The following is a 26,872-nucleotide window of genomic DNA, read 5'->3' on the forward strand; positions in this document are numbered from 1 at the left end:
CCGGGTGATCGTGGAGGCGTCGCGGCATAGAGGTGGGGCCTTCTGAACAGCTCGTTGGTGTCGAATCACCGAGCAACGTCAGGAGGCCCCGGTGTTGGAGTGTTCCGTGTGGACGGCCGGGCAGTCCAGTTCAGTTGCCCCGGAGTGTGACTGCCTGGCACACCAGTTCGGAAACGCGGCCGACAACGGAGCTCGGCAGCGGCGTTATCCGTCGGATATGACGGACGCGGAGTGGGCTGCCGTTCGGCCGCTGCTGCCGGTGCCGGGCTGGTTGCGGGGCCGGGGCGGGCAGCCGGAGGCCTACTGCCACCGGGCGATACTGGACGCGATCCGCTATCTGGTCGACAACGGAATCAAGTGGCGGGCGATGCCGGCCGATTTCCCTCCCTGGGACCGCGTCTACGCGTTCTTCCGCCGCTGGCGCGACCACGGCCTGGCCTGGGAGTTCCACGACCGGCTTCGCGGCCGGGTCCGGATGAGGGAGGGCCGGGACGCGGAACCGACGGCCGCCGTGATCGACTCCCAGTCGGTCAAGGCCGATGCCGTGGTCGGATCGGACAGCCGCGGCTTCGACGGCGGCAAGCTGATCAACGGCCGAAAAAGGCACGTCGTGGTGGACACGCTCGGCCTGCTGCTGGGCGTGATGGTTACCGCCGCGGACATCGGGGACCGCACCGCCGCCGAGGTCCTGCTCCAGCGGGTGGCCGATGCGCATCACCGGCTGGAACTGGTCTGGGCCGACGGCGGCTACACCGGCAGCCTCGTCAAGCACTGCCTGGCCGCACTCGCTCTCGTCCTGAAGATCGTCAAACGCAGCGACGACCGGAAGGGGTTCGTGGTGCTGCCCAAGCGGTGGATCGTCGAGCGCACCAACGCCTGGCTGATGCGCACCCGCCGGCTGGCACGCGACTACGAACGCCGCACCACCAGCGCCGAGGCGATGATCTGCTGGTCGATGACCCTGCTCATGACCCGGCGCCTGGCCCGGCCACACCCTTCGCGAGCGTGAACCGGCCCGGTCCCGGCTCGGTCAGCCAGCCACGTGCGACCAGGCGTTTCGCCTTCGACCGCAAACCTTCCACCCGCGCCGGGACCACGTCCATCCCGAACACCGCGGCCATCTCCTGGCAGGTCAGCGGCCCTTGATGGAGCCGGGACCGGTCCGCGAGCACCTGCACGATGCGCTGGTAGTCCACCGACAGCACAGACCGGGCAAGGCCCTCCCGCCACACCAGCACCTGCGACCTCGGCCTGATCGCATCCCCGGGCGGCGACGGCATTTCCGCGTCCGACGGATCCGAGGAGACCTCCGTCCCGGCGGTGCCGGCGCCGGGAGCCAGGACCGCATCGACCCGCCTACGGGCGACCATCCACTCCTGCCATTCCTGCTCGGCCGCGGCCAGCTCGGCCTGGATCCGATCAGCCTCCTCCCGCAGCCCGTCGACACGACGGCGAGCAACGAGCTCGTGCTGTTCCAGCAGTCCTACAAGCGACGGCATCCAGGCCTCCCCAGCGAGTGACAACCCGACAGGCCACAACTCCCACCAAACCACGAAACCTATGCCTGACCAGCGAAAACGCCGCCACCAAGTTCGGAACGACAACAACTACTGAGCAGGGAAGACATTTGGCACCCCACGGAATCGCGCTCGTTGGCAGTACATGGAACACAAGATCAGCGCTTCCGGGCCCAGCGCGTTCGTGGCCGAATGGATTACGAGCTACTGGTGGCCGTAGGGCGTTGCCAGGCCAGCGCATGGTGCAGTGGGATCTGGTGGCGGCCGCGGCGGGGAGGTCGCCGGCATGCCTAGTCGATAGGGCGGGGGGGTATGACGGTCGGTTCGGCTTCCAGGTTGGCGTGGCGGGATCTTCCGGCGGTTGTTCGTGGCGCGATCGCGCGGCGGCTGGGGGCTCCGGTGTCGCGCGTGGTGTCCCAGGAAGCAGGGTTCACTGGTGGGTTGGCGTCCCGGCTGGTCTTGGCCGACGGCCGGCGGGCGTTCGCGAAGGGTGTGCCGCAGGTTCATCCTCTGGCGGCCATGTATGAGCAGGAGGCCGCGGTGGCGACGGTGCTGCCGACCGAGGTGCCTGCGCCGCGGCTGTTGTCCTGGTTCAGGGCGGGTGGATGGATCGTTCTGTTGTTTGACGATGTTGCGGGCCGTCATCCCGGCCTCCAGCCGGGTTCTGCGGATCTGCTGGCGGTGCTGGCCACGGTGGGGTCGATGTCCCGGGCGTTGACGCCCTGCCCGGTTGCCGGGGCACGGCCGGTGGCCGAGGCGCTGGAGCGGGTCTCGCAGTGCTGGCGGCAGTTGGCCGCCAGTCCGCCCATCGATCTGGACCCGTGGTGCGTGCGGCATCTTCCGTCGCTGGTGGAGTGGGAGACTCGGTGGTTGCTGGCGGCTGGGGGTGACACGTTGCTGCACGCGGATCTGCGGCCGGACAACATGGTGGTCGCCGGTGGCGGGACGGTGGTCGTGGTGGATTGGGCGTGCGGTTACCGCGGGGCTGCGTGGTTTGACATGGTCTGGCTTGTCCCTTATCTGATCATGGACGGGCACAGCCCGGCCTCGGCCGAGGAGGCCCTGTCCGGGCTGGGCGTGTGGGGGATGGTGGCTGAGCAGACGGTGACGTCGTTGGCAGTGTCGGTGGCCGGGCACTGGGAGGTGGCCCGGCGTCGGCGCTCGCGGCCCGAACTGCGCGCGTATCAGAGGCGGGAGGCCGCGGCGGCGCTGGCGTGGGCCGCCTACCGTACGGGCTGGCGGTGACGTTTGCGGTAGACGGCCCGTACGGTTCCTCAGGAGTCCGCGTCGGGGCCGAGGAGGTGGCGCAGGGCGGCAGTGAGGGGCGCGACGGCGGCGGGGCCGACGATGATCTGGAAGGTGTCGCGTTCCAGGACGCCGAGGACGGCGGGGTGGTCGCGCAGCGCGGTGTCGTTGACGAGGGAGCGTTCGGTGAGGCTGAGCCGGAGCCGGGTGACGCAGTGCTCCAGGGCGGTGATGTTGCCGGACCCGCCGAGCAGGTCACGTAGGACGGCTGCGGTGGCCTGGTACTTGTCACCGGGATACGGCGGGGCAGGCTGGGCGGTGGTCATCGGGCTCCCCATAGGTAGCGTTCGATGTCGATGGCGTCGTACCGGATGTCGGGGATGTCGTCCCAGTAGGCTTTGCCGACTTCGTGGGCGATCAGGGACCGCAGCCGTAGGTGGGAGTCGAGCCAGGTGCCTGGCACCCGCCAGCGCGCCCATGCCTGCGGGTGGTTGTGTTCCAGGTCCTGGTGGTGGCGGTCCAGGTCGCACCGCCACTGGTGCAGGACCGCGGCGGGGATCGCCGGGATGTCGTCCTGGTCGGCGGCGGTGAGGAAAGCGCGGATGTTCCCGGTCGCCTCGTGAAGTGCGGTAACGGCCGGGCAGTCTGAGCTTTCCGGGGCGGCGGCGAGTGCGGCCAGCAGCCGGCGTGTGGTCGCGGCGGTGGGTCCGTGCGTCACGGTGCCTCCGGTCCGGTCATCGCGCGGTGCGGCTGGATCTGGCGGGCCAGGCGGAACGGGAGAGCATCGACCAGGGTCGTCCAGGCGTTGGCGTGGGTGGTGTCGTGGGTGGTGAGGGTGTCCTGGGGCAGCCAGGTGTTCAGGTGGGTGAGGAAGTGGTGGTAGGCGGTGAGGAAGCCGGGGTCGAACCAGAGGCGGTAGCGGTCGTCGTGGGCGTCGGCGGCGCGGCGGGTGACGGATTCGTCGGGGTCGACCAGCAGGATCAGGATGCGGTCATGGGCATCGGGGGCGGTGAGCCCGAGGCGGTGGCTGAGTTCCAGGGCGTGGTCGAAGTCCTGGCGCGGGGCCTTTCCGGTGGCCATGAGCGCGTAGCGGTAGGCCAGGACCCCGATGTGGCACCGGTCGGAGACGACGAGGAGACCGGGCCGGGCCTGTTGCAGGCGCCGGGCGGCGTCGAGGCGGTCCCGGGCTTCGGTGAGTAAGTACCGGGCGATCTCTGCGTCCGGGCGGGGATCGTCGGGGGGCTGGGCTTCGGGGAAAACCACCACCTGGTTGGGCAGCGCGTCCTGGAGCCGGTGCAGCGCGGTGGTCTTCCCGGCGCCCGGCATGCCGTCGATCGCGATCACAGCTGCGGTGTCCCCTCTGCTTCGAGGGCGTCCAGGACGTTCGGGGCCAGCGCGGTGACCTGGTCGGCCAGGGCGGTGTCGATCTCGGTGGCCCATTGCAAGACCCAGAGGAAGTACCGGGCGGTGTGGAAGAGCAGGTGCCGGGTGTCGACCTCGCTGGTCCGGCCGAGGCGGGCGCTTTCGGCATGGTAGGCGGCCAGGGCGAGGCGCGGGTCGCGGCCGTCGATGAGGCAGTTCTGGACGTAGAGGTTGGCGAGGTCCTCGTACACGCAGCCGGTGCCGCAGCCTTCGAAGTCGATCACGCCGGGATCGTGGCCGGGGGCGAGCAGGAGGTTACGGGCGGAGTAGTCGCCGTGCACGAATCCGGTGACGCAGGCAGCCACTTGGACCGGTTCGGCCTTGGCCAGGACGGCGGACAGCCGGGTACGGACGGGGTGGGCGTCCTCGGGCAGCGGGCGAATGTTGCGGCGGAAGGCCGGCAGGCCGGTGAGTGCGCCGGCGGGGAGGGCGTGCAGGCGGGCGGCGACGGTGCCGAGCAGCGCGGTGGCCTGCTCGTCGGAGGGGTCGGTGGGGGCGGTGCCGTCCAGGCGGGTGGCGCTGACCCAGGCCAGGGCTCCGTCGACGGTGTCGTGGCCGAGGACCTCGGGCACGCGCAGGCCGGAGGCTGTAGCAGCGAGGGTCAGGCCGGTGATCTCCCGTTGGGCGCGTTCGGCCGGTCGGTGGGTGTAGATCTTCAGGATGGCGGTCTTGGACAGGAAGACCATGGACCGGCCGCCGTAGCCGACGATGGCGGCCTGGTCAAAGAGGGTGTCCAGGGCGGATTCGGCGGCCTGGCGCGCGCAGTCGATCTCGCTGGCCAGCCGGGCCAGCACCGGGTGCTGCCCGCCGTCGCTAGCCGGTGTCATGCTCTCGCCCATCCTCGTCCTCGGTTCCTGTCGGGTACGCCATTCGTGCAGCCAGTATGGTGGCCGGTCCGCCATCGCCAGGACCTCCGGTCGTGCCGCCGGCCCGCCGCCCGGCGGCCCCGCGTGGCCGGCGGTGGAGCGGTAGGCGCGCAGGGCCAGCACCGCGGCGGCGGCCCAGGAGAATTCGGACTCCGCCAGGCTCCGTCCGGCATCCCCCAGGCGCCGCCGCAGCCCTTCGTCGTTGCGCAGAGCGGTGACCAGGTCGGGCAGGTCCCCCATAGCCGGGTCGGTGGAGACCAGCGCGAAGGCGCGCGGGTCGGGCAGCCCGGCGAACGCTTCCGGGCTTCCGACGACCGGCAGCCCGGCGGCAAGGTACTGGAGCACCTTCAGTTTCATCCCGCCGCCGGAGTCCAAGGGGGCCACGGCGACCTGTGCGGTGGACAGGGCGGCGCGCAGGTCGGGCACAGGGCCGTGCAGCTGCAGCACGCTGCCCGTGCCCAGGGCCCGCAGTGCGGCGGGGTACCGGCCGTAGACGTCGACTGATCCGCCGACCGGGGCGAGTACCGGGGCGAGGCGGGCCCGTAGGAAGGCGGTGGCCCTCGCGTTGGGCTCGTAGTACAGGTTGCCGACAAACGCCGCTGTCCCGGGCCGCTCGCGAGCGTGGTCTGGGGGCGGGCCGGGCTCGACTCCGCACGGCACGATGTGCACGGCCCGCCCCCGCAGGGCGGTGGCCAGGTCGGCGTCGCGGCGGGTGAAGGCGACTACCGCGTCGGCTGTGGCGACGGCGGTCGCCTGGAGCACGGCGGCCTGGCGGACTTCCCATTCGCCGCTGCCGATGGTGCGGGCGACGGCGGCCTCGTCGTCGTGCATCTCGTACACCAGTCGCGCCCCGCCCGCGTCCGCCAGGGCGCGGCCGTAGCGGACGGTCAGCTGGGTGTTGGACATCACGAGCACGTCCGGGGCCAGCTCCCGCACCTGGGCGGTGAGCGGGGCGGTGTCCTCGTACAGGGCCGCATACGGCAGGTAGCGCACGCCGAACGGCCAGCGGCGGGTGGGTGCGGAGCGGGGGTTGAGGTCGCACAGCAGCAGCGTGACGTCGGCTCCGGCGTCGGCCAGGCGCCGGTTCAGGTGCAGGGTCCGTGCGGCGGCCCCGGTCAGCGGCAGGGACCTCTGGAAGCCGGCCGTGTCGAAGAGCACCACCACCCGCAGCCGGGACGTGCGGGGGTCAGTCATCGCTCTTCACCGCCACGAAGCCGTCGCTGAAGACCAGGGCGTCCAGGTCGGTGTGGCAGAACGTCGCCACCGCCTGCGCGGGGCTCTCCACGATCGGTTCGCTGTCGTTGAACGAGGTGTTCAGCACCACCGGCACACCGGTCAGCTCCCCGAAGCGGCTGATGAGCCGGTGGAAGCTCGGGTGAACGGCGGCGTCGACGGTCTGCACCCGGGCGGTGCCGTCGACGTGCGTGACCGCGCCGAGCTGGTCCCGGCGTTCGCTGCGCACCTGGGGAGCGAAGAGCATGTAGGGGCTGTCCTCGTCGAGGTCGAACCACTGGCCAGCGTGCTCGGCAGGCACCGCGGGGGCGAAGGGACGGAAGAACTCGCGGTGCTTGATACGGGTGTTGAGCACGTCACGGGTGGCCTGGTGGCGCGGGTCGGCGAGGATGCTGCGCGAACCGAGCGCGCGGGCGCCCAGTTCGCTGCCGCCGTCGAACCACCCCACCAGCCGGCCCTCGGCGAGCATCTGGGCCGCCGCGGTGGCAGGGTCGGATTCGGGCCGCCAGCCGAACCGACGGTGCGGATGCCGCTCGGCCAGACCCGAGCGCGGGTGCCGGCGCAGCGCGAGCCGGATCTCCTCGCCGGTGTACGTGCGGCCGAAAGCGTCCCGGCCGGCCAGCGGAAGCCGGGGCACCGTGCCGGTGAGGTGGTGGATGCCGTACAGCGCGTTGCCCAGCGCCTGGCCGCGGTCGGAGGCCGGCGGCGGCACGAACATCCGGGCGCCGGTGCGGCGCCGGACCACCTCGTTAGCGACGCAGTTCATCGCCACCCCACCCGCGAAGCACACCGCGGTGCGCTGGTGCTCTGCCATCAGGCGGGCGACGACCTCGGCCAGCACGTCCTCGGTCTGGGCCTGCACCCACGCCGCCAGCTCCCTCGCCCGCGGGGTGTCCCACCCGGGTGCCCCGAGGTCCAGGCCGGCGGTGGCGGCGAACTCGGCCAGGCCCCGGTCGTGGGTGCGCGCCAGTCGCCCCTCGACCTGGGTTCCGGACAGGTCGAACAGCGGCACCTCGATGGCCTTCGGGTCGCCGTAGGAGGCGAGCGCCATCGTCTTGCCGGACTCCTGCCCGTCGAAGCCGAGCCAGTTGGTCACCGCCTCGTACGTGGCGCCGATCCCGCCCGCCCGCGCGCGGCCCTCACGGTTGCCGCCCACCCGGGTGATCGCGGTGCGGTCGGCAAGGAAGTAGCTCTCGGTCTGGTGGTCGTTGCCCGAGCCGTCGGCGACCACGACCAGGGCCTCGTCGTGGCCGGAGAGGCAGAACGCGCCGTAGGCGTGGGACAGGTGGTGGTCGACTGTCGTGATCCGGGCCGCGGGCAGCCCGAACAGGTCCAGGCCGCCGGTGAAGCTTTCCTCCAGCCGGGGGCCGACCCCGGAGAACACCACCACGCCGACGTCGGCGAGGGCGATCTCGGCGGCCTGGAGGCAGTACGCCAGGGCGGCCTGCCAGCCGCCGGAGTAGCGGGTGCGGTTCAGGCGCTCCTCGGCGACGGCCACCACCTTCTCCCCGGCTACGACGGCGCATCCGCCGTCGTGCCCCAGGTTCAGTCCCACTGCTATCGGCATGTCACCCACGTCCGATCCCCTCCTTCTTCTTCTCCACCACGAGCCCGGAGGGGGCCGCGGTCGGTCTGCGTAACCTGGTCCAGGCCAGGTGGATCCGTTCGGTGTGCAGGCCCGCGATCCGCAGTGCGTCGGTCACCGCCGCCCGCCGGCCGTCCTGGTGGCGGAGCCGTGTCCAGGTCACTGCGTCGCGGAGCCGGTAGCTGTCGTGGATTCCGGCGTCCGGGTGGATCGCCAGCAGCCGGGCGATCGAGACGCCGTGCCACCAGGCGCGCCCGGCTACCGCGCGGGCTCTCAGGTCGGCGGGGTGGATCGCGCGGTGCACGACGGCGTCCGGTACCACCACCACGCGCAGGCCGTCCCGCTCCGCCCGGACGGTGAACTCCAGTTCCTCGCAGCTGAGATGACGCAGCCCGGCGACGCCGAGCCGCGTGTCGAACCACGGCCGCGGGCGCCGGCGCATCGCCAGGTTGCAGCCGACCACCCAGTACGGCGCGGCCAGGCCGGTGGTCGTCTGCGGCCACAGCGGCGGCACGAACAACTGCATCACTTCGGGAGGAACGGCGGCCGGGGTGCTGCCGGTGAAGCGGGGGACGACCCGGCCGCCCGCCGCGTACGCGCCGGTCTCTTCCAGCGCCCGGACCATCCCGCTTGCCCAGCCGGGTTCGGGTCGCGCGTCGGGATCGGTGATCAGGACGATGTCCCCGCGGGCCAGACCGATGCCGGTGTTGCGGGCGCGGGACAGCCCAGGCTGCGGTTCGTGGACGATCCGGCAGTCCATCGGCCCCAGACGGCCGGCTCCCGGCCGCAGGACCGGGGTGGGATGGTTGTCCACCACGATCAGTTCGATGCCGCCCGGGATCTCCTGCGCGTCAAGCGCTGCCGCCAGGCCCTCCAACGCGGCGGTGTTGCCGCGGACTGCCACCACTACGCTTGCCCCCGGGCGGGCAGCGCCGCCCGGGAATAACGGACTGGTCACCGGTTCCTCCTCGACGTTCGGACCGCTTTGGCGGAAAGTCCCCGGAGCCCAAGCTCAGGCAGCCGGGCAGGGGCAGTGCTGTGCAGTGTCGGCGGTGGTGCTGAGCTGGAACGAGACGCGCTTGCCACATGGCAGGGGCAGCACGTCCAGTTCGTCGACCAGAGCGGACAGCAGGAGCAGCCCCCGGCCGGCCTCAGCGTCGTCAGCGGGTGCCGTGACGACGGCGACCAGGACTCCGTCCGCCAGTTCGCGGACCAGCAGTTCACAGTCTCCCGGCGTGTGGCGCCACACATTTGTGAGCAGCTCGGTGACTCCGAGTTCCACGACGAAGCCAAGTTCGCTGCGCTTCCACAGCCGCAGCACAGCGCGCACGATCTCGCGCACCGGCCCCACCGTCTCCGGACGGACGCCGGGAAGCACCAAGTGCTGCTGCCGTACTGGGGAGAAGTTCAGGGTGTCGCCGGCGCGGAGTTCGGTGCGTTCCAGGGCGAGCGGGGTGAGGGAGATGGGTGCGTCGTGGGCGTAGCCGAGGAGGGCGGAGGCGGGCGGCCAGCCCTCCTTCAGCGTGTTGCTCAGGGCGTTGCGGACGAGGAAGGCGAACTGCTCGCCGGTGACCAGGCCCGAGGCCTTCCACCGCTGGAGGGTGGCCAGCGCGAGGTCGGGCTGGGTGGCGGCGATGTCCCCCAGGTGGTTGGCCACGGAGGTGCGGACGTAGAGGTGCGGGTCGTTGTAGAGGGTCTCGAGGACGGGCAGGCCCGCGTCAGCGGGGAGCGCGATCCGTGGGGCCCAGGGGAGCAGGGGCCGGGTGGCCTCGCTTGCCAGCCGCCGTACCCGGAAATCCTCGTCGCGACTCCACACGTCGACGGCCTTCAGCGGGCCATAGCCAGCGCCGCCTTGCGTACGCGGCGCAGCTTCGGAGACTGGCCGTCGAGGATCGCCTGGACCTGGAAGGCCCAGGGCCAGACTCGCACGTAGACGATGGCCCCGAACCACGTGCCGTTGTACGGGCGTTCCCTGGCGTACTACTCGGCTCCGCACACAGAAATCAAACTGGAATCCGACTGCGGACCTTTCTGTTTCTTGATCTCAGCGGCCAAAGAACGACTGCGTTCCGCTTCCTTACCGTCTCCGGCGGTCTCGAATGCAGCGATCGCAATCTCAGCTTGCGCCTGTGCCTCCTCGGTCCGGCCGGCAAGAGCGAGAGTGCGTGCTACCTGATGACTTGCAAGCGCCGCCAGAGGGGACGATCCCTCGATGGCGAACAGATCTCGCGCCCTTTGCAGCAGCTGCAAGGCATTCTTCCAGTCGCCTGCCTCTAGTGCGATTTGACCAAGCTGCAGATCTGTCAGAGCCTCGTGAGACGGCGGGGGAACCATCAGGCCAGAGGGCTCTGCAGCCACGACGACAGCGGCAGCCAGACAATGAGACGTGACGTCTCGGCCTGGTGATCGTCCTTAGCGGGCCGGGGAGTCGGCATACCTCTCTCCTTTCCCGTGCTCTCCTAAAATTTATTCGGCGGTGCCAGTGCACAACGCGAGGCGTGTGGTGAGCATCTTTCCCGATCGCGGGGCGAACCGCATATCTCCCAAGTGATATAACGCCAGTGATATTGGGTCGATTCTCAAGACAGGCAGAAGGGAGCGACTCCGCTTGTCCGTGTAGGGCGAGAGGGCATCGCCCCAGCGCGCCGCGCGCCGCCCAGCAGGGCGATCAACCTCGCACGCAGCAGCGGGCTCGTCCAAGGCCCTCGTGGCACAGCGGGACTTTCACGCCAGCGAAGTTGCACGGGCGGTTTGAACCGGGCTGCGGGAAGAGGACGTGCTCACCGCGGACACCTCGCCGGTGCCCTACCAATACCCCGCTCATTGGGTTCGTCGACTGAGACCCGGAAGGCTGCGGGGAGCAGGTGGGTGCGCTGCTGCGGTTAGCGGTGCCGCCGCCGGCCACCAGGTTTCTTAACTGTCCTGGACCCCAGCAGTCGAACCCGCCGGCCACGCCCCCGCCGCGGGGCTGAGCCGACCTTGGACGTCCTGAAGACCGGGCCTGCGGGAGTGCAGCTGATCGTGCGGTAGGAAAGCCGTGCCATTGGCGCGCAGTTGGGGTTCACCGACGTCGACGGCATGTGCGTGACGTGCTGCGACCAGTGGTGGGCGGCGCGGGTGCGCTCAGAGGCCGGAGTCGGTCACTCTAGTGATCGCGCGCAGGAGCCGCGGGACGTCTTCGAGGCTGTCGAGGACGACGTCGGCTCCGGCCGCTGCCAGATCCACGGCTGGGATCTTGCCGGACGCGACCGCGATCACGCGCGCCCCGCCTTCGAGACCAGTTCGGACGTCTTCGAGGGAGTCACCGATGATGACCGTGTTGGAGCGGGAGAAGCTTCTGCCGTACTTGGCCTGGGCGTGGGCCTGAGCAACGGCTACGAGACTCGGGCGGTGGTCGCTGTCGGACGAGTATCCCCCGATCTCTGTGTCCAGGAACCCGGTGAGATCGAACGCCTTGAGCTTCAGAAGGGCGTTGAGCTTGAGGTTTCCCGTGACCACCGTCGGTACGCATCCCGGTTGGGCCTGCACGCCCTTGAGAGCGGAGACGGCTCCGGGCAGGAGGACACCCTGCTGGCGCAGGTCCTCCATGCGCGCGGCGAGGCGCCGGGGGAGGAGTTCCACCATCCGTGGCAACAGGTGCGGGATCTCTGTCTCCGGTACGGCGTTGTCCGCCAGGAGGGAGCGGATGGCCAGGGGCATGGTCACGCCGGTACCTCGTGCCGGGAGGCGCTCCGCGGGACGACCGACGATCTCGGCGAAGGTCTCCCGGTAGACCTGCCTGTCGATGTCACCGACGTACAGCAGAGTGCGGTCGATGTCCCACAGGACGAGGGTCCGCGGCTCGGCGATCACGTTCGGCTCCCTGTTGTTGGCATGGCGGCGTGTCGCTCCACTACGTCCCGAGCGTACGGGCTGTCGGCGGCTTGATGGAGCCCGTGGATCATGGAGGCGACGTGGTTGTCGAGCCTGGCCGACTGGATTGTCGCGGCCAGATCCAGGGCCTCGTGCGCTGTGGCGGCTCCGGCCTCGACATCACCTTGCTTGACGTGTGCGGTGGCGGCGCGCGAGAGGAACAGAGCCCGGGTCCGGTGATCTGCCGGATTGAGTGCCTGCCAAGCCTTGGTGAAACTGGCGGCGGCGCTTGTCGGGTCGCCGAGGTCGAGATGGCAACTGCCCGTTTGACCGTGGATCTCGCCCTCGTTGACCCAGTACAGCCAGTGCGGATCGTGCTCGGAGCGGCCCTGGGCGCACAGTTCTGCTGCCCGTCCGAGTGCGGTCAGGGCTGCCTGGCTCTCGCCGAGTTTGGCGTGCCCGCGGGCCTGCCGCATCAGGAGCATGGCTTCAAGGGCCGGCGTGCCGAGGTTCTTCACCTTGTCCCGGGCGCGCTGGGCTGCGGCCACGGCATGGTGCGGGGCACCGGTGGAGTATCCGTGGATCGCCATGTAGGACAGCGCACCAGCGCCGAGCCGTACGTCCTGTGAGGCTTTCGCCGCGCGCAGGGACGCGTACAGGTAGCCGAGTGGACGGTCCCGGTCGCCGGAGTCGAAGGCAAACCATCCGGTCTGCATGGCGGTGTCGGCGATGATCGCCGCGAGACGTCGTCCCGTCTCCTCGTCGTACGAGGTCTTCTCCACGAGGTGCTTGAGGAACCGGAGATGGCTGTCCCCGAGGGCAGTGAGGGTACCGCTGCCGTCACTCGCGTCCATGGTTCGGAGACTGTCGGTGGTGGACTGCAGGGCGTCCAGCAGGTCACCGGTGAGCTGACTTCCCTCTGCTGCTCTGGTCAGGGGTTCCGCTTCGGCGGTGTCCCAGGCGTTGACGAAAGCGGTGAGGGAGATGACGCTTGCACTGAGGAATCGCCGACGGTCCATCGCGCTGCCTCCTGCCGCGCTGTCCAGTGCTTCCACCAAGCGGGCCGCGGTCCAGGGGAGACCTGGATCGGCGTCGCCGGCGAACGGGGCTTGGGGCGCCTGCTCGCCTGGGCCATGACCATGGCGGAGAGGGAAGGCAGCCAGATCGGCCGGTACGCCAAGTCCCGTCAAAAACTTGATGATCTTGTCGATGTTGGTGAGCCTTCGGGTACCCGACTCCAGCATGGACAGGAAGGGCTGGCTTATCCCGGTGATCTGGGCCATGTCTTCCTGACGGAGACCGCTTCGGAGTCTGATGAGGCGGCTGGCACTGCCGAAGTCCCAGTTCCCAAGCGCACTTTGGACTTCCGCATCCGACCAGACGGATTCCGGGACGAACGGCATGTAATGAGCTTGCCTGGGCTGCGAGCGGGCGCAGGAAAAGCATAGGGGATCCAGGTTGTACTGACTCAAGGAGCAGCCGCATCGATCGCAGCGCTGTGGCGCTTGGCGAGGCACCCCTTCCCTCCTCCGGGCGAGATGTGCGGTTCCCCGGGTTCCCTCCCGAAGCCGTAATCACCTTAGCCTCGATCTGCCCTGATAGTCCCCGCATCATTCGGTATCACGTGGTGCGGGAATCGAGGCTCACGTCAGGGCCCCAAGTAGGCGACGCAGCCAGGCTGGGAGCCGGGAGGCCCCGCCGTGACGCGTACCTGGCCGAGGGCAGCCAGGCACGCCCGGCTCGACCGATGGGTCCTGCTCGGCCCCGTACGCCTGTACCAGCGCCAGCCGGTCTCTGCCGCAGCGGCTGTCACGCCTGCCTCGTCAGGTACTGCTGCACCCCTCCTGCCGTGCCCGGCACGGTGGGCACCTCCGCCCATACCCGAGTACCTCCGCCAGGCCCGGGCGCGCAGCCCCAGCGCGTGCAGAGGGCAGTGACCACGGTCAGACCCCGCCCGCGCTCCGCGTTCTCAGACCGCGGGCGTGCCGTCAACCGGCCGGCTACGGCCCGCCATCGATCACCGACACCCGGATCGTCACCGGGGCGCCCGCGAGCATGACCGTCACCCGGTGACCAGGAGCGTGCTCGATCGCATTTGCGGCCAATTCAGAGGTGACCTGCGCCAGGACAGTGGACAGGGCGGTGTCGTTCAGTTGCTTGGTCCGGTTTGATCACGTGATGCCGAGGGTGGCGAGCGGGCGGGTGGCGTCGCGTGCGTGGTGGCGGAGACTGGCGGCGATGCCGGTGTGTCCGGCGAGGCGGAGGGCTCCGATGGCGAGGTGGCGGAGGCTGGCCATGGCTCGTGGGGCTGTGCCGGTGCGGACGCGGAAGGCGTCCTCGGCGTAGGTGGTGTCGCGTATGTGGTGGAGCTGGTTGTACGAGTCGGCCAGGGGCGCGGTTCCGCCGTTTCCGGCGGGCGTTTCCCCTGGCCGCTCGCCCGAACCCGGCGTGCCAGTTTCCCGGCACCGGGCTCTCCACGAGTCCCTCAGGCGGTGGCCTGGGCTGGTCGCGCGGACCACGGGGTGGGGATGGTGTTGCCCCGGTAGCGGTATCGCTGGATGGGTACCTTCGCGGGGTTGAACAAGTCCACGCCGTCGGCGGTGAAGCCCCACCGGTTGCGGGGGTTGCCGTAGGTGCGGACGATCCATCTCCAGTTCCTGCGCCGGTGGCGTCGGCGGAGCCACTTCCACACTCGGTGCCACAGGTTGAGCTGCTCTGGGTTTGGTGGAGTCCCTGATGCCGGGGTTACGATCCTGGCGAGGGAGAACTACCAGCACCATGCCAGCACCCCGTAAATATCCCGATGAACTCCGTGAGCGTGCGATCCGTGAGGTCCGTGCGACCGGCCGCCCGATCGCGCATGTCGCGAAGGATCTGGGCATCCATAAGGAGGCCCTGCGCGGCTGGGTCCGCCAGGCCGAGGTCGATCGTGGTGAGCGCGATGACCGGCTGACCAGCGCCGAACACGACGAGCTCAGGCAACTCCGCCGGGAGAATGCCGAGTTGAGGCGGGCGAATGAGATCCTCAAGGCAGCCTCGGTGTTTTTTGCCCAGGAGATCGACCGTCCCCGGACGAGGCCGAGCAGGTGATCGACCACCTGCGTGACAGAGGTCTCGGGGTCGATCCCGTCTGCCGGGTTCTTGAGCTGTCGCCGTCGACGTATTTCGCCCGCAAGAAGCGGCCGAAGTCGGCCCGCCGGCTCCGTGATGAGCAGTTCATGCCGCTGATTGAGCAGGTCCACGCGGAGTCGGGCGGCACGTATGGGGCCCGTCGGATCACCCGCGCCCTTCGGCGCAAGGGCCACGAGGTGGCCCGCTGCACCGTCGAGCGGCTGATGGCCGAGCTTGGCCTGGAGGGCGTGATCCGTGGCCGGCGGCGGCGCACGACAGTCCCGGAGCCTTCGGCGCCCCGGCCGCCGGACCTGGTCGACCGCGACTTCACCGCGAGCCGGCCGGACCAGCTCTGGGTCGCGGACATGACGTATGTCCGCACCTGGTCGGGCTGGGCGTACGTGGCGTTCGTCCTGGACGTGTACTCCCGGATGATCGTCGGCTGGCAGGTCGCGAACCACATGCGGACCGAACTTCCGCTGGAAGCACTGGAGATGGCCCTGTGGCGGCGGAGGATCAAGAAGGACTCCGGCCTCGTCCATCACAGTGACAGGGGTTCGCAATATCTATCAATTCGGTACACTGGCCGGCTCGCCGACATCGGCGCCTCCGCCTCCGTCGGCTCCGTCGCCGACTCGTACGACAACGCCATGGCCGAGGCCCTGAACGGCACGTTCAAGGCCGAGCTGATCGAGATGCAGGGCCCCTGGAAGGACGTCGAGCAGGTCGAACGGGCGATCTTCCAGTGGATCACCTGGTACAACGAAGAACGGCTCCACTCCGCACTCGATTACGTGCCGCCCGCCGAGTACGAACAGGACTACTGGCGAAGCCAGGAACCAGTCCCACAGTCCGCCTGAAACAAGATCACCGGACTCTACGAAACTCGGGGCAGCTCAAAGTTCAACTACGCCGGGGCCGTGCCTCCCGCCTGGGCACGGGATTGACCGCAGCGGACCGTATAGGGGTTGCCCGCCGGGCGCAACTTCTTTTTTTTCCGTGTTTGAAACCTGTAGATGGCCCATGAATGGGTGGTCCACTGTCTGTTCGGTGCGTTTTTGCGGCTTGTACGGGGCGGAAAGAGCCCCGGCTTGTCCCCTTTCGCCGAGTGACGTGACTCGCGGGCGGCCCGAGTGGTTCGCCATGCCTGGGCCAAGACCTGCAAAAGATCTCGTCTCGCCCCTATTGGGGTCCGGGGGTCGGCCACGAAGCTTCATCGGGTTTGACCACAAGTAGAGGGGTGGGGTTGTGGGGCGACATCTGCGTTGGCCGGCGTTAGCCGTGGTGGGGACAGCGGGGGCGGTGACGCTCGCCGTGATGGCAGTGGGCATGCCGCCCGCGGTGGCCGCGCCGCGCGGACCGGTCACGAGCACGGCCACGGCGTCGAGCAGCGCGAAAGTGTCTGCTCCGTCGGGAGATGTGCTGCTCAACGGGTACGGCGACGGCTCGGGTTACCACCTGGCGGTGGCGACCGGGGCGAGCGGTTTCACCTGGCGTGAGGTCGCTGTGGTGCGGCCCGGTGACATCGACGACTCGTCGTGGACGGGCTACCAGTGTGTCTCCGGCGACGGCCGGTTCGCGGCGGTCGCGGTGCTGCCGGCGATGGCGGTCAACCAGGCGGCGGCGCGTGACCATGGCGCGTTCGCGTACACGGTGGACCTGCGCACCGGTGCGGTGAAGCCGGTGGCAGCGGGGGTGGAGCTGAAGTACCACTCGCCGGGCTGCGGCATCGGTGACACGGCGGAGTTCACCGTGAACCCGGGGGACAACGAGCAGCGCACGCAGGTCCTTTCGGTGGACCTGAAGTCCGCGAAGGTGACGGCGTCGGGGAGTGTGGCCGGTCAGGTGACATCGGTGGTGCCGACGGCCGCCGGGCCGGTGGGCGCCCTGGGCGGCACACTGGTGCGGATCCCGGTCACCGCGAAGGGTTCGAAGGCCGCGCCGGTCAAGCTGGCGGATGCCGGCGGTGTGGCGTATGACGTGCGGCCGGAGTCGGGTGGCGGGGTGGACTTCGCGGTCCAGCGCGCCGGCGGCCGGCAGTCGTCGCTGCTGCGGCGCGAGCGGGGCGGGAAGGTCAGCACGATCGGTGAAGGGCCCGCCGCCAAGCTGCAGTTGATGCAGGGGCGGGGAGGCCACGCCAGCGCGGTGGGCGCCACCTCGGTGAACAAGAGCTCGGGTGTGCGGTCCGTCGCGACGGCGGGTCTGCCCAACGGCGCCCAGGCCGTGTCCCTGGACGGCGCGGCCGCGTTCGGCGCCGGTGCGAAGACCAATGCCGACGCGCCGCTGGTGCTGGGCACCAGGAAGCACACGCTGCTCAAGCGTAAGGCCGCTGTCGCCGCCAAGTCCGCGGTGACGGTGCTGCCGGGTGCGGTGTCGGCCTCGGGCGCGGTGGCGCCGTCGGTGACGGCGCGGAGCAAGGTCCCGCAGGCCGCCGCGCCGAAGGGCAAGAGTCCGCTGACCACCAAGTCGGCGCCCTCGGGCATCTCTTCGAAGGTGCTGTCCCCCGCGGTGCAGACGACGCCGAAGTGCGCGGTCGACCGGCTGGCGGAGAACCGTCAGGTGATGCAGCCGTCGGCCAACCAGGTGTCGTGGGCGATCGAGATGGCCGAGCAGGGCCTGCTGAGCGGTACCGCCTATCAGCGCCCCGCGAATTACGCGAATCTGGGTCTGGTCGCGTACGCGCCGAATGACGATTTCGCGCGGGTGCCGCTGAGTCACCCCGCCAGTGACACCTTCGATTCGGTGCCGCGGTCGATCTATGAGGCGATCGTGGCGCAGGAGTCGAACTACAGTCAGGCGTCCTGGCACGCCCTGCCGGGTATTCCGGGTGGCGCACTGGTCGGCGACTACTACGGCGCGGGCGGTTCCATCCAGACGATGGACTACTCGAAGGCGGACTGTGGTTACGGTCTGGGCCAGGTGACCACGGGGATGTCGGTGGGTGACACCACCTACTCCCAGCACGGTCAGTGGAAGATCGGTGTGGACTACCAGGAGAACCTGGCGGCCGGTCTGCAGATCCTGGAGCGGACGTGGAACCAGCTGTACACGGCCGGGATCACGGTCAACGGCGGTGACCCGAAGTACCTGGAGAACTGGTATTTCGCGGCGTGGGCGTACAACTCGGGGATCCAGCCGACGGCCGCCTTCGGCAACACCACGGGCTGCACGCCGGGTCCGACGTGCACGGGTCCGGACGGCACCTGGGGTCTGGGCTGGTCGAACAACCCGGCCAATCCCGACTACCCGCCGACGCGGGCGCCGTACCTGAAGACCTCCTACGCGGACGCCTCGCATCCGGCGGACTGGCCGTACCAGGAGCGGATCATGGGCTGGATAGGCCAGCCGATCCTGCGCTTCACCGACCCGGCCTACACCACGCCTGCCTACCACGGCGGGAAGACCTGGCTGCAGATCCCGGCGCCGACCACGTTCTGCACGGTCGCGGGCGACAAGTGCGACCCGTCGGGCTCCAACCCGAAGATGTGCACCCTGTCGGACTCCGAGTGCTGGTGGTCGGGTGCGGCCACCTTCATCTCCGACTGCTCCACCACCTGCGCCACCAGCCCCTACACGGTGGGTGCCGGGTCGAGCGAGCCGGCGATCCAGAAGCCGCATCCGCATCCGCCGTCCTGCTCGCTGGACACCGCGCACGTGCACGACGAGGGCTCCGGGTCACCGATCATCGTCGACGAGTCGCAGTCGCAGCCGCCGTTGAACCTGGTGGGCTGCGGGTCGTCGAACTGGTCGCAGGGTGGGACGTTCTCGATGTCCTACGGCACCGACTCCTCGGGCAACCCGGTCGGTGCGATCGACACCCACCAGCTCGGTGTGGGCTTCGGCGGGCACGTGCTGTTCACGCACACCGAGACCGGCTCCGTTCCGTCGGAGATCAACACGGGGACGTGGACGCCGAGTCTGCCGAAGCTTCAGTACTACAAGATCAAGCTGCACTTCCCGTCCACGGCGGCGTCGGCGACGAACGTCGTGTACAACATCAACCCCGGTGGCGGGGTGGCGCCGTGGAAGATCCGGGTCAACCAGGACTGGGGCTCGGAGCAGTGGGTGACCATCGGCACGTTCGCGATGGAGAACGGCGGCAACGTCAAACTCTCCAACAAGAGCGACATCTCCGGCTCGGGCAACATCAACTACGCCGACTACGACGTGGCGTACGACGCGATCGCGTTCATCCCCGAGGGCGGCAGCCCGGGGCACCCGATCGGCGGCCCGCCCGGAGTCAAGGACGCTCCCAAGGGCTCCAACCCCGCGTTCATCCAGTGCGGTTGCGCCCGGCGTACCGCGGGTGACCCGGTGGACACCAGCACGGGCTTCTTCGGCGACAGCTACACCGACCTGTCGACGCCGGGCCGTGGGATGCCGCTGGACTTCACCCGCTCCTACGCGGAGTCCATCGCCGACCCGAGCGGCCCGAACGCCTCGCTGGCGGTCAACGGCCCCTTCGGCTACGGCTGGACGTACGCCTACAACCTGTCCGCGAGCACGGACGGCACGACCGGCAACGTGACGGTCACCCAGGAGGACGGCTCCCAGGTGACGTTCAACGACGTCTCCGGGACCTACACCCCCAGCGCGCCGCGCTATGACGCGACGCTGACCAAGGCCGGTTCCACGTACACCTTCACGCGCACCTCGAAGGACATCTTCACCTTCGATGTCGCGACCGGCCGGCTCACCGCCGAGACAGACCTGGTGGGCAGCAAGGCCAGCCCGGCGTACTCCACGAACCTCGTCTACGACGGCTCCGGGCACCTGTCGACGATCACCGACCCCGGCGGCCGGGTCTACACGCTGACCTGGACCGGCTCGCACATCACCGGTCTGCACGACGGCGCGGGCCGCACGGTGACCTACGGCTACAGCGCGGCCGGCGACCTCACCGACGTCTACGGGGTGGGCACGACCCGCACCCCGTCGCTCCAGGACGACGACCACACCGTCTACACCTACGACGCCAACCACCTGATGACGTCGGTGCGCAAGCCGTTGGAGTACGGGTCGACCGCGACCCCGACCCCGGTCACGTCGATGACGTACGACTCCTCGGAGCGCGTCCTCACGCAGACCGACCCGGACGGCAAGACCACCACCTTCACCTACGGCCCCGACTCGGGCACGGGCCTGGTCGCCGGTCAGACGATGGTCACCGACCCGGCCGGCCACAAGACCATCGACACCTACGCCGACGGCCTGCTGACGTCCGAGACCAAGGGCGCCGGCACCGCCGACGCGGGCACCTGGACCTACACCTACGACCCGGTCACCCTCGGTATGACCTCCGTCAGCGACCCCAACGGCAACTTGCAGACCTACGCCTACGACGACCACGGCAACAAGATCTCCGAGAGCGACTCCCGTGGCTTCACCACGAGTTACCTCTATGACGACAACGACAACCTGATCCAGAAGGTCGACCCCTCCGGCCTCCAGACCGTCTACGGCTACGACGAGTCCGGCCACATCGCGGCCGGCGGCACCGGATACGGCCTGCTCACCAGCACGACCCAGCAGGTCGACGACGGCGCTGTGCCGTCCCGTACCGTGAACGTCTACTACGACGACACCGCCCACCCGGGCGACGCCAACCGTGTCGTGGACGCCCGCGGCAACACCACCTCCGCGACCTATGACGCGGCCGGTGACAAGATCTCGACCACCGACGCCCAGGGCGACAAGACGCTCTACGGCTTCGACTCGGGCACCGGGCTGATGACCAGCACCGTCTCCCCGATCGGCACCGCCGCCGGCACCACGGTCAGCTGCACCCCGCCGGCCAAGGGCTGCACCACCTACACGCACGACGCGTGGGGCGACACCACCAAGACCACCGACCCGCTCGGCCACACCACGCTGGCCGCCTACGACGCCGACGGCAACCAGCTCTCCGCCACTGATGGCAACGGCAAGAAGACGGTCTACGGCTACGACGCCGCCGACCGGCAGACCAGCGTGCAGCGCCCGGACACCACCACGACCCAGACCGTCTACAACGGCGACGGCACCGTCCAGAAGACGATCGACGCGGCGAACCACGCCACGACGTTCACCTACGACGGGCAGGGCCGCGAGGCCGGCCGCACGGATCCCGACACCCACAAGACCAGTTGGGCGTACGACGCGGCCGGGAACCTCACCACGACGACCGACCCGTCGAACCGCACCACCACCTACACCTACGACCCGGCCGGCAACCCGATCTCGATCACCTACTCCGACCCGGCCACCCCGGACGTCACCTCGATCGAGTACGACCCGGCGGGCCACCGCAGTTCGATGACCGACGGCACCGGCACCAGCACCTGGACGTACGACGTCTTCGGCGAGCTGAGCGCCGCCACCAACGGCGCGGGCGCGACGGTGAGTTACGGCTACGACGCCAACGGCAACGCGACGACGCTGACCTACCCGGGCAGCGGCCAGAACGTCATCCAGACCTACGACAAGGCCAACCGCCTGTCCGGCCTGACCGACTGGAACGCCAAGGCCACGTCCTTCGGGTACGACGCCGACAGCGACTGGAAGACGACCACCTACCCCAACGGCACGACGGCGACCACCGGTTACGACGACGCCGACCAGCCGACCTCCGACACCCTCACCAAGAGCAGCACCACACTCGCCTCGCTGACCTACACTCGCGACGGCGACGGACAGATCGGCGGCGAGACGCCGACCGGCGTGCCCGGCAGCGCGCAGACCTACCAATACACGGACAACGAGCAGGTGAAGTCGACCACGGCCGGCAGCACGGTCACCGGCTTCGCCTACGACGCGGCCGACAACCCGGTCCAGGTCGGGACGTCCAACCAGGTCTTCGACGCCGCCGACGAGTTGTGCTGGTCCACCACGGCGGCGCTGTCCAGCCCGACCTGCGCGAGCCCGGCGTCCGGCGCGACCACCTACGGCCACGACACCGAGGGCGACCGGACCAGCAAGGTCACGTCCTCCGCCACCACCACCTACACCTACGACCAGGCCGGCCGCCTGACCGCCCTGTCCGGCGCCGCCACCGCCGGCTACACGTACAACGGCGACGGGCTGCGCACGTCCAAGACCGTCGGCTCGGTCACGACCGCCTTCACCTACGACGGTTCGACGGACGTGCCGAACCTGCTCTCCGACGGCACGGCCAGCTACCTCTACGGGCCCGGCAACATCCCGGTCGAGCAGGTGGACAGCACCACCCAGTGGTACTTCCACGACCAGCTCGGCTCCACCCGCGCCCTGACCGACTCCACCGGAGCGGTCACCGGCGCCTACGCCTACACCGCGTACGGCACCGTCTCCTCGCACACCGGCACGGCGGTCACCCCGCTGGAGTACGCCGGCCAGTACACCGACGCCGAGACCGGCTTCGAGTACCTGCGGGCCCGCTACTACGACCCGGCGACGGCCCAGTTCCTCACTGTCGACCCCGAGGTGGAATCCACTCTCAGCGCCTACGGCTACGCCGCGGACAACCCGCTCAACGCGGCCGATCCGACCGGCATGTCCCTCTGGGGCAGCTTCAAGAAGGCCGTGCACAAGCACATCGATGTCATCAACCAGGTCAACAGCTGGGCGACGGACATCGCCATCGGTGCGGGTATCGTCACTCTGTTCTGCGAGGTGTGCGGAGTGGTGACCGGGCCCATCGCGGGAATCGCCGCCGGCGTGATGATAGCGTCGCAGGCACTTATCTCCGTGGACAGTTGCGGTATGGGCCGTTCAGGCGGTTCCTGCGGAACCTCGAACCGCTACCTGGGGGCCGACATAGCGGGGACCGCCGCAGTCGGCAAGGCCGCGAAGGCGCTTCGTATCATCCGAGGGGTGAAAGTCGCGAAGACCCTTTCTGTCTGGCAGAAGATCTGCGGCAAGTAACGATGCGGAATCCGACTGTGATCGAGGGAACAGCATTGCGACGAAATGGCAGGGAGGCGTCCCCCTCGGCGGCGTCCGGTTTGTCGGTCGGGCCGTCACCGTACCGGATGCTGCTGGTGGTCAGCCCGATTCTGTTGTTCTTCGTCGTCCCGCACATCGTGATGGGCGGTGACGTGGTGATGGGGAGGATCGGTTGGGAGGTGTTCGGACTGTGCTCGCTGGTCCTCCCCTTCCTCGTCGCGCGGTTCACCGGCGTGGTCGTCGGTGAGCACGGGATCGCCGTGCGCCGAGCCTGCTGGGCCCAGCACGTGGCGTGGGACGAGATCGGCACCGTGTCGGTCGAGTCGCGGGGCTGGCACCTGCTGCTGGTATGCCGACGGCGGAAGACCGGCCGCGTCCGGGCGACGCTGACCTTCGTCGGAAAGGCGGACCGCCGTCGCCTCATCGAGGCGATCGCGGCCCGGGTCGCCGAGGATTCGGTGATACGGGACGAGGTGCTTGCCCAGGCCCTCGGCCACGGGAGCGTCTGACCTTGAGTTGAAATGAGCCGTTGCGGCACCCTTCCGGCGCAAGTCCGGGGGGTGCCGCCACGGCATCGCCGGTGTGATCAGGGAGGATGCGGGCACGAGCGCGGCTCCTGAGACGATCTTCTGGCGTAGGAACCTGAAAGATCATCAGAGGCCGCGCTCGCCTGGCAACTCGCCCCCTCGTCTCACGGATGAATAACCCAAAACCCATCAAAGTTCAACTACGCCGGGGCCGTGGGATCTGCAGGGGTTGGTCGAGACGAACATGCCGTCGTTGCTGGGTGTGCGCTTCCTGGCGTCCGAGTACAGCACGGGCCCGGTGCACGGCGGAGGGAGTGTCTAATCAACGGATCTGGCTCACTTTCCGTGGTGGCGGAGGGTTACGTCATCCCAGCAGGATGCGGTGGCGGAGGAGCGGGAAGCCTGCCCGGCCGTACATTTGACGCTTGATCAGCTTGGTTTTGTTGTTAGTCGCTGTTGTCGTTCCGGCTGTGTGGGGTGTGTCTCGAACTGAGGTTTCCGACCGGGTGATCGTGGAGGCGTCGCGGCATAGAGGTGGGGCCTTCTGAACAGCTCGTTGGTGTCGAATCACCGAGCAACGTCAGGAGGCCCCGGTGTTGGAGTGTTCCGTGTGGACGGCCGGGCAGTCCAGTTCAGTTGCCCCGGAGTGTGACTGCCTGGCACACCAGTTCGGAAACGCGGCCGACAACGGAGCTCGGCAGCGGCGTTATCCGTCGGATATGACGGACGCGGAGTGGGCTGCCGTTCGGCCGCTGCTGCCGGTGCCGGGCTGGTTGCGGGGCCGGGGCGGGCAGCCGGAGGCCTACTGCCACCGGGCGATACTGGACGCGATCCGCTATCTGGTCGACAACGGAATCAAGTGGCGGGCGATGCCGGCCGATTTCCCTCCCTGGGACCGCGTCTACGCGTTCTTCCGCCGCTGGCGCGACCACGGCCTGGCCTGGGAGTTCCACGACCGGCTTCGCGGCCGGGTCCGGATGAGGGAGGGCCGGGACGCGGAACCGACGGCCGCCGTGATCGACTCCCAGTCGGTCAAGGCCGATGCCGTGGTCGGATCGGACAGCCGCGGCTTCGACGGCGGCAAGCTGATCAACGGCCGAAAAAGGCACGTCGTGGTGGACACGCTCGGCCTGCTGCTGGGCGTGATGGTTACCGCCGCGGACATCGGGGACCGCACCGCCGCCGAGGTCCTGCTCCAGCGGGTGGCCGATGCGCATCACCGGCTGGAACTGGTCTGGGCCGACGGCGGCTACACCGGCAGCCTCGTCAAGCACTGCCTGGCCGCACTCGCTCTCGTCCTGAAGATCGTCAAACGCAGCGACGACCGGAAGGGGTTCGTGGTGCTGCCCAAGCGGTGGATCGTCGAGCGCACCAACGCCTGGCTGATGCGCACCCGCCGGCTGGCACGCGACTACGAACGCCGCACCACCAGCGCCGAGGCGATGATCTGCTGGTCGATGACCCTGCTCATGACCCGGCGCCTGGCCCGGCCACACCCTTCGCGAGCGTGAACCGGCCCGGTCCCGGCTCGGTCAGCCAGCCACGTGCGACCAGGCGTTTCGCCTTCGACCGCAAACCTTCCACCCGCGCCGGGACCACGTCCATCCCGAACACCGCGGCCATCTCCTGGCAGGTCAGCGGCCCTTGATGGAGCCGGGACCGGTCCGCGAGCACCTGCACGATGCGCTGGTAGTCCACCGACAGCACAGACCGGGCAAGGCCCTCCCGCCACACCAGCACCTGCGACCTCGGCCTGATCGCATCCCCGGGCGGCGACGGCATTTCCGCGTCCGACGGATCCGAGGAGACCTCCGTCCCGGCGGTGCCGGCGCCGGGAGCCAGGACCGCATCGACCCGCCTACGGGCGACCATCCACTCCTGCCATTCCTGCTCGGCCGCGGCCAGCTCGGCCTGGATCCGATCAGCCTCCTCCCGCAGCCCGTCGACACGACGGCGAGCAACGAGCTCGTGCTGTTCCAGCAGTCCTACAAGCGACGGCATCCAGGCCTCCCCAGCGAGTGACAACCCGACAGGCCACAACTCCCACCAAACCACGAAACCTATGCCTGACCAGCGAAAACGCCGCCACCAAGTTCGGAACGACAACAACTACTTAACGCCTTCGGTGCCACCGTTGTGGTAAGGGAGGGTAAGAGCGGCGATTACGGCGTCGTGGTCACGGTCCAGGCCCCGGGTGAAGGCGTGAAGGTGGGGCAATTCCACTGTCCGGACCTGGGTGATCCAGTCCTCAAGGGCGCGGGCATTTCGTTGGTCGGGTACCAGGAGCTGGGTGAAGGCCCGGATATGGGACGCCAGCCGGGTCATCTCGCGGCAGGCGGCAGTGAGCTGGTCGAGGAGTTCGCGATGTCCGGCGGCCAGGTCGTCGGGCCGGGTGAGGAGCATCCTGGCGAGTCTGCGCGGGGAGATGTGGCTGCGGTCGGCGTCCGCGCGGCCCTGGTTGATGTATTTGTGCAGGAGGTTGAGGCAGCCGGTGAAGCCGAGGGTCTTGATCTCTTCGAAGAGGTGGAGGACGGGGACGCCGGGGTCCTCGGCCCGGCGTTGGCGGAGATGTTCGCGGTAGGGGTCGACGAGGCTGGAGCGGTACTTGGGGACGCGGAGCATGCGTTCGGGCTGGTCAGCCCGGGCATAGCGCTTGACGGTGTTCAGTGCCAGTTGCAGACGACGGGCGCATTCCAGCAGGCCCACACCCTTGTCCAGCAGGTCGTGGACCTGGTGCCAGCGCTCGAGGGTGGATTGGGCACGGGGCCCGTCGTAGAGGGGCGCGTTCAGCACGGTGGCCCAGCAGGTGCTGTGTGCCTTGACTTCGCTCAGGGCGGCTTCGCACAGGTTGTGCCACAGATGCCAGCGGTCGGCGACCTGCACAGCATCGGGCAGCGCACGACGGATAGCCTCGGCATAGACGGCCGACCCGTCGCGGCACACGACCTGGATACCCGGATATTGACGCAGCCAGGCTTCCAAGGTGGTGGCCTCACGATCGGGCAGCACCTCGATGCGGTCCCGGGTGCGTGCGTCGATCACGATCGTGCCGTAGCGATGGCGGCGGCGCAGGGCGAAGTCGTCCACGCCCACCACCTTTGGCACCTGCCGGGCCGGTGAGGGGACACGCATCAGGATGCGCAGTGCTGTGTGCCGCGACAACTCCGCAGCCAGCACGGGCAGCACCCGCACCGCGGCTCTGCCGGCCAACTCCTTGACCAGAACGCTGATCTGCCTGGTCAGACGCAGCGTGCGCCGCTGGTAAGGCTCCAGCAGACCGGGCAACTGCTCGTGGAACGTCCGCCGTGAGCACTGCGGGGACGCACAGAGCAAACGGCGCACCCGGACCTCCAGTACTACGCGCCGCGCGTCGACCGGAACGTCGGCCAGGCGCCGCATGTAGTAGCCGTGAACCCTTGCTGTCAGCAGACCACACGCCGGACACGCCACCGGCCGATCAGGCGTGCGAGCCCGCACCACGATGTCGCCGCCCCGGTCTGCGACATCCCCGACAACCAGCGGGGACAGCCCGGAAAAGACTGTCCTGACAAGGAAGTTGATGTTGAGCACAGCCATGCATCATGCCGGTCACCCTCCGCCACCACGGAAAGT

Annotated in this window: 19 protein-coding genes and 2 pseudogenes; 7 read left to right on the top strand and 14 right to left on the bottom strand. The window is 69.1% G+C overall.

Annotated features, from left to right (window positions below; translation table 11 throughout):
* Positions 1 to 217: 217 nt before the first annotated feature.
* Positions 218 to 1,009 (top strand): IS5 family transposase, encoded by a 792-nt coding sequence (locus tag OG552_RS29705; RefSeq protein WP_329138138.1) that lies wholly within the window; start codon positions 218 to 220, stop codon positions 1,007 to 1,009.
* Here the strand turns inward: OG552_RS29705 and OG552_RS29710 are convergent.
* Positions 966 to 1,499: a hypothetical protein gene (locus OG552_RS29710; protein ID WP_329138140.1), complete on the bottom strand. Its 534-nt coding sequence runs from the start codon at positions 1,497 to 1,499 to the stop codon at positions 966 to 968. The two genes, OG552_RS29705 and OG552_RS29710, sit on opposite strands and share 44 nt — an antisense overlap.
* Before the next feature lie 330 nt (positions 1,500 to 1,829).
* Between OG552_RS29710 and OG552_RS29715 the strand changes: the two genes are divergently transcribed.
* Positions 1,830 to 2,762, top strand: a complete 933-nt coding sequence (locus OG552_RS29715; RefSeq protein WP_329138142.1) for a phosphotransferase — start codon at positions 1,830 to 1,832, stop codon at positions 2,760 to 2,762.
* A gap of 29 nt (positions 2,763 to 2,791) precedes the next feature.
* Here OG552_RS29715 and OG552_RS29720 read toward each other — a convergent pair whose 3' ends face one another.
* The 11 genes from OG552_RS29720 to OG552_RS29770 form a co-directional block, all read right to left on the bottom strand.
* On the bottom strand, positions 2,792 to 3,088 hold the full coding sequence (locus OG552_RS29720) for a PTS glucose/sucrose transporter subunit IIB (RefSeq protein ID WP_329138144.1): 297 nt from the start codon (positions 3,086 to 3,088) through the stop codon (positions 2,792 to 2,794).
* On the bottom strand, positions 3,085 to 3,480 hold the full coding sequence (locus OG552_RS29725; RefSeq protein ID WP_329138146.1) for a hypothetical protein: 396 nt from the start codon (positions 3,478 to 3,480) through the stop codon (positions 3,085 to 3,087). The genes OG552_RS29720 and OG552_RS29725 overlap by 4 nt, the downstream gene beginning before the upstream one ends.
* Complete coding sequence (locus OG552_RS29730; RefSeq protein WP_329138148.1) at positions 3,477 to 4,106, bottom strand: hypothetical protein; 630 nt, start codon at positions 4,104 to 4,106, stop codon at positions 3,477 to 3,479. The genes OG552_RS29725 and OG552_RS29730 overlap by 4 nt, the downstream gene beginning before the upstream one ends.
* Positions 4,103 to 6,244 (bottom strand): phosphotransferase, encoded by a 2,142-nt coding sequence (locus OG552_RS29735; protein ID WP_329138150.1) that lies wholly within the window; start codon positions 6,242 to 6,244, stop codon positions 4,103 to 4,105. The genes OG552_RS29730 and OG552_RS29735 overlap by 4 nt, the downstream gene beginning before the upstream one ends.
* Positions 6,237 to 7,850 carry a carbamoyltransferase family protein gene (locus tag OG552_RS29740; protein ID WP_329141258.1) on the bottom strand — a complete coding sequence of 538 codons (1,614 nt, stop codon included), beginning with the start codon at positions 7,848 to 7,850 and terminating at the stop codon, positions 6,237 to 6,239. The genes OG552_RS29735 and OG552_RS29740 overlap by 8 nt, the downstream gene beginning before the upstream one ends.
* Position 7,851: 1 nt before the next feature.
* Entirely contained in the window at positions 7,852 to 8,826 is a 975-nt protein-coding gene (locus OG552_RS29745; protein WP_329138153.1) for a glycosyltransferase, read from the bottom strand.
* A gap of 54 nt (positions 8,827 to 8,880) precedes the next feature.
* Positions 8,881 to 9,684, bottom strand: coding sequence for a hypothetical protein (locus OG552_RS29750; RefSeq protein ID WP_329138155.1), 804 nt, complete (start codon positions 9,682 to 9,684; stop codon positions 8,881 to 8,883).
* A gap of 164 nt (positions 9,685 to 9,848) precedes the next feature.
* Positions 9,849 to 10,226, bottom strand: a complete 378-nt coding sequence (locus OG552_RS29755; RefSeq protein ID WP_329138157.1) for a tetratricopeptide repeat protein — start codon at positions 10,224 to 10,226, stop codon at positions 9,849 to 9,851.
* Positions 10,227 to 10,991: 765 nt separating this feature from the next.
* A complete protein-coding gene (locus OG552_RS29760) occupies positions 10,992 to 11,717 on the bottom strand; it encodes an HAD family hydrolase (protein ID WP_329141260.1) in 726 nt (241 codons plus the stop codon).
* Complete coding sequence (locus OG552_RS29765; protein WP_329138159.1) at positions 11,717 to 13,123, bottom strand: helix-turn-helix domain-containing protein; 1,407 nt, start codon at positions 13,121 to 13,123, stop codon at positions 11,717 to 11,719. The genes OG552_RS29760 and OG552_RS29765 overlap by 1 nt, the downstream gene beginning before the upstream one ends.
* 768 nt (positions 13,124 to 13,891) lie before the next feature.
* Positions 13,892 to 14,017 carry a hypothetical protein gene (locus OG552_RS29770; protein WP_329138162.1) on the bottom strand — a complete coding sequence of 42 codons (126 nt, stop codon included), beginning with the start codon at positions 14,015 to 14,017 and terminating at the stop codon, positions 13,892 to 13,894.
* 481 nt (positions 14,018 to 14,498) lie between these two features.
* Between OG552_RS29770 and OG552_RS29775 the strand changes: the two genes are divergently transcribed.
* From OG552_RS29775 to OG552_RS29795, 5 genes and pseudogenes are all read left to right on the top strand, one after another.
* A protein-coding gene (locus OG552_RS29775; protein ID WP_329138163.1) for an IS3 family transposase occupies positions 14,499 to 15,691 on the top strand; the annotation gives its coding sequence in 2 pieces (ribosomal slippage) (positions 14,499 to 14,763 and positions 14,763 to 15,691; 1,194 coding nt in all).
* 538 nt (positions 15,692 to 16,229) lie between these two features.
* Positions 16,230 to 22,712 (top strand): RHS repeat-associated core domain-containing protein, encoded by a 6,483-nt coding sequence (locus tag OG552_RS29780; RefSeq protein WP_329138164.1) that lies wholly within the window; start codon positions 16,230 to 16,232, stop codon positions 22,710 to 22,712.
* 107 nt (positions 22,713 to 22,819) lie between these two features.
* Entirely contained in the window at positions 22,820 to 23,242 is a 423-nt protein-coding gene (locus OG552_RS29785; RefSeq protein ID WP_329138165.1) for a hypothetical protein, read from the top strand.
* Between the two features lie 238 nt (positions 23,243 to 23,480).
* Positions 23,481 to 23,570: pseudogene (locus tag OG552_RS29790) on the top strand (DUF5655 domain-containing protein); the annotation flags it as partial.
* Between the two features lie 409 nt (positions 23,571 to 23,979).
* Positions 23,980 to 24,771: an IS5 family transposase gene (locus OG552_RS29795; RefSeq protein WP_329138138.1), complete on the top strand. Its 792-nt coding sequence runs from the start codon at positions 23,980 to 23,982 to the stop codon at positions 24,769 to 24,771.
* Here OG552_RS29795 and OG552_RS29800 read toward each other — a convergent pair.
* Positions 24,728 to 25,261, bottom strand: coding sequence for a hypothetical protein (locus OG552_RS29800; RefSeq protein WP_329138140.1), 534 nt, complete (start codon positions 25,259 to 25,261; stop codon positions 24,728 to 24,730). The two genes, OG552_RS29795 and OG552_RS29800, sit on opposite strands and share 44 nt — an antisense overlap.
* 114 nt (positions 25,262 to 25,375) lie before the next feature.
* Positions 25,376 to 26,830 (bottom strand): annotated as a pseudogene (locus tag OG552_RS29805) (ISL3 family transposase); the annotation flags it as partial.
* Between the last annotated feature and the right edge of the window lie 42 nt (positions 26,831 to 26,872).

The sequence above is a fragment of the Streptomyces sp. NBC_01476 genome, assembly GCF_036227265.1.
GTDB lineage: Bacteria > Actinomycetota > Actinomycetes > Streptomycetales > Streptomycetaceae > Actinacidiphila.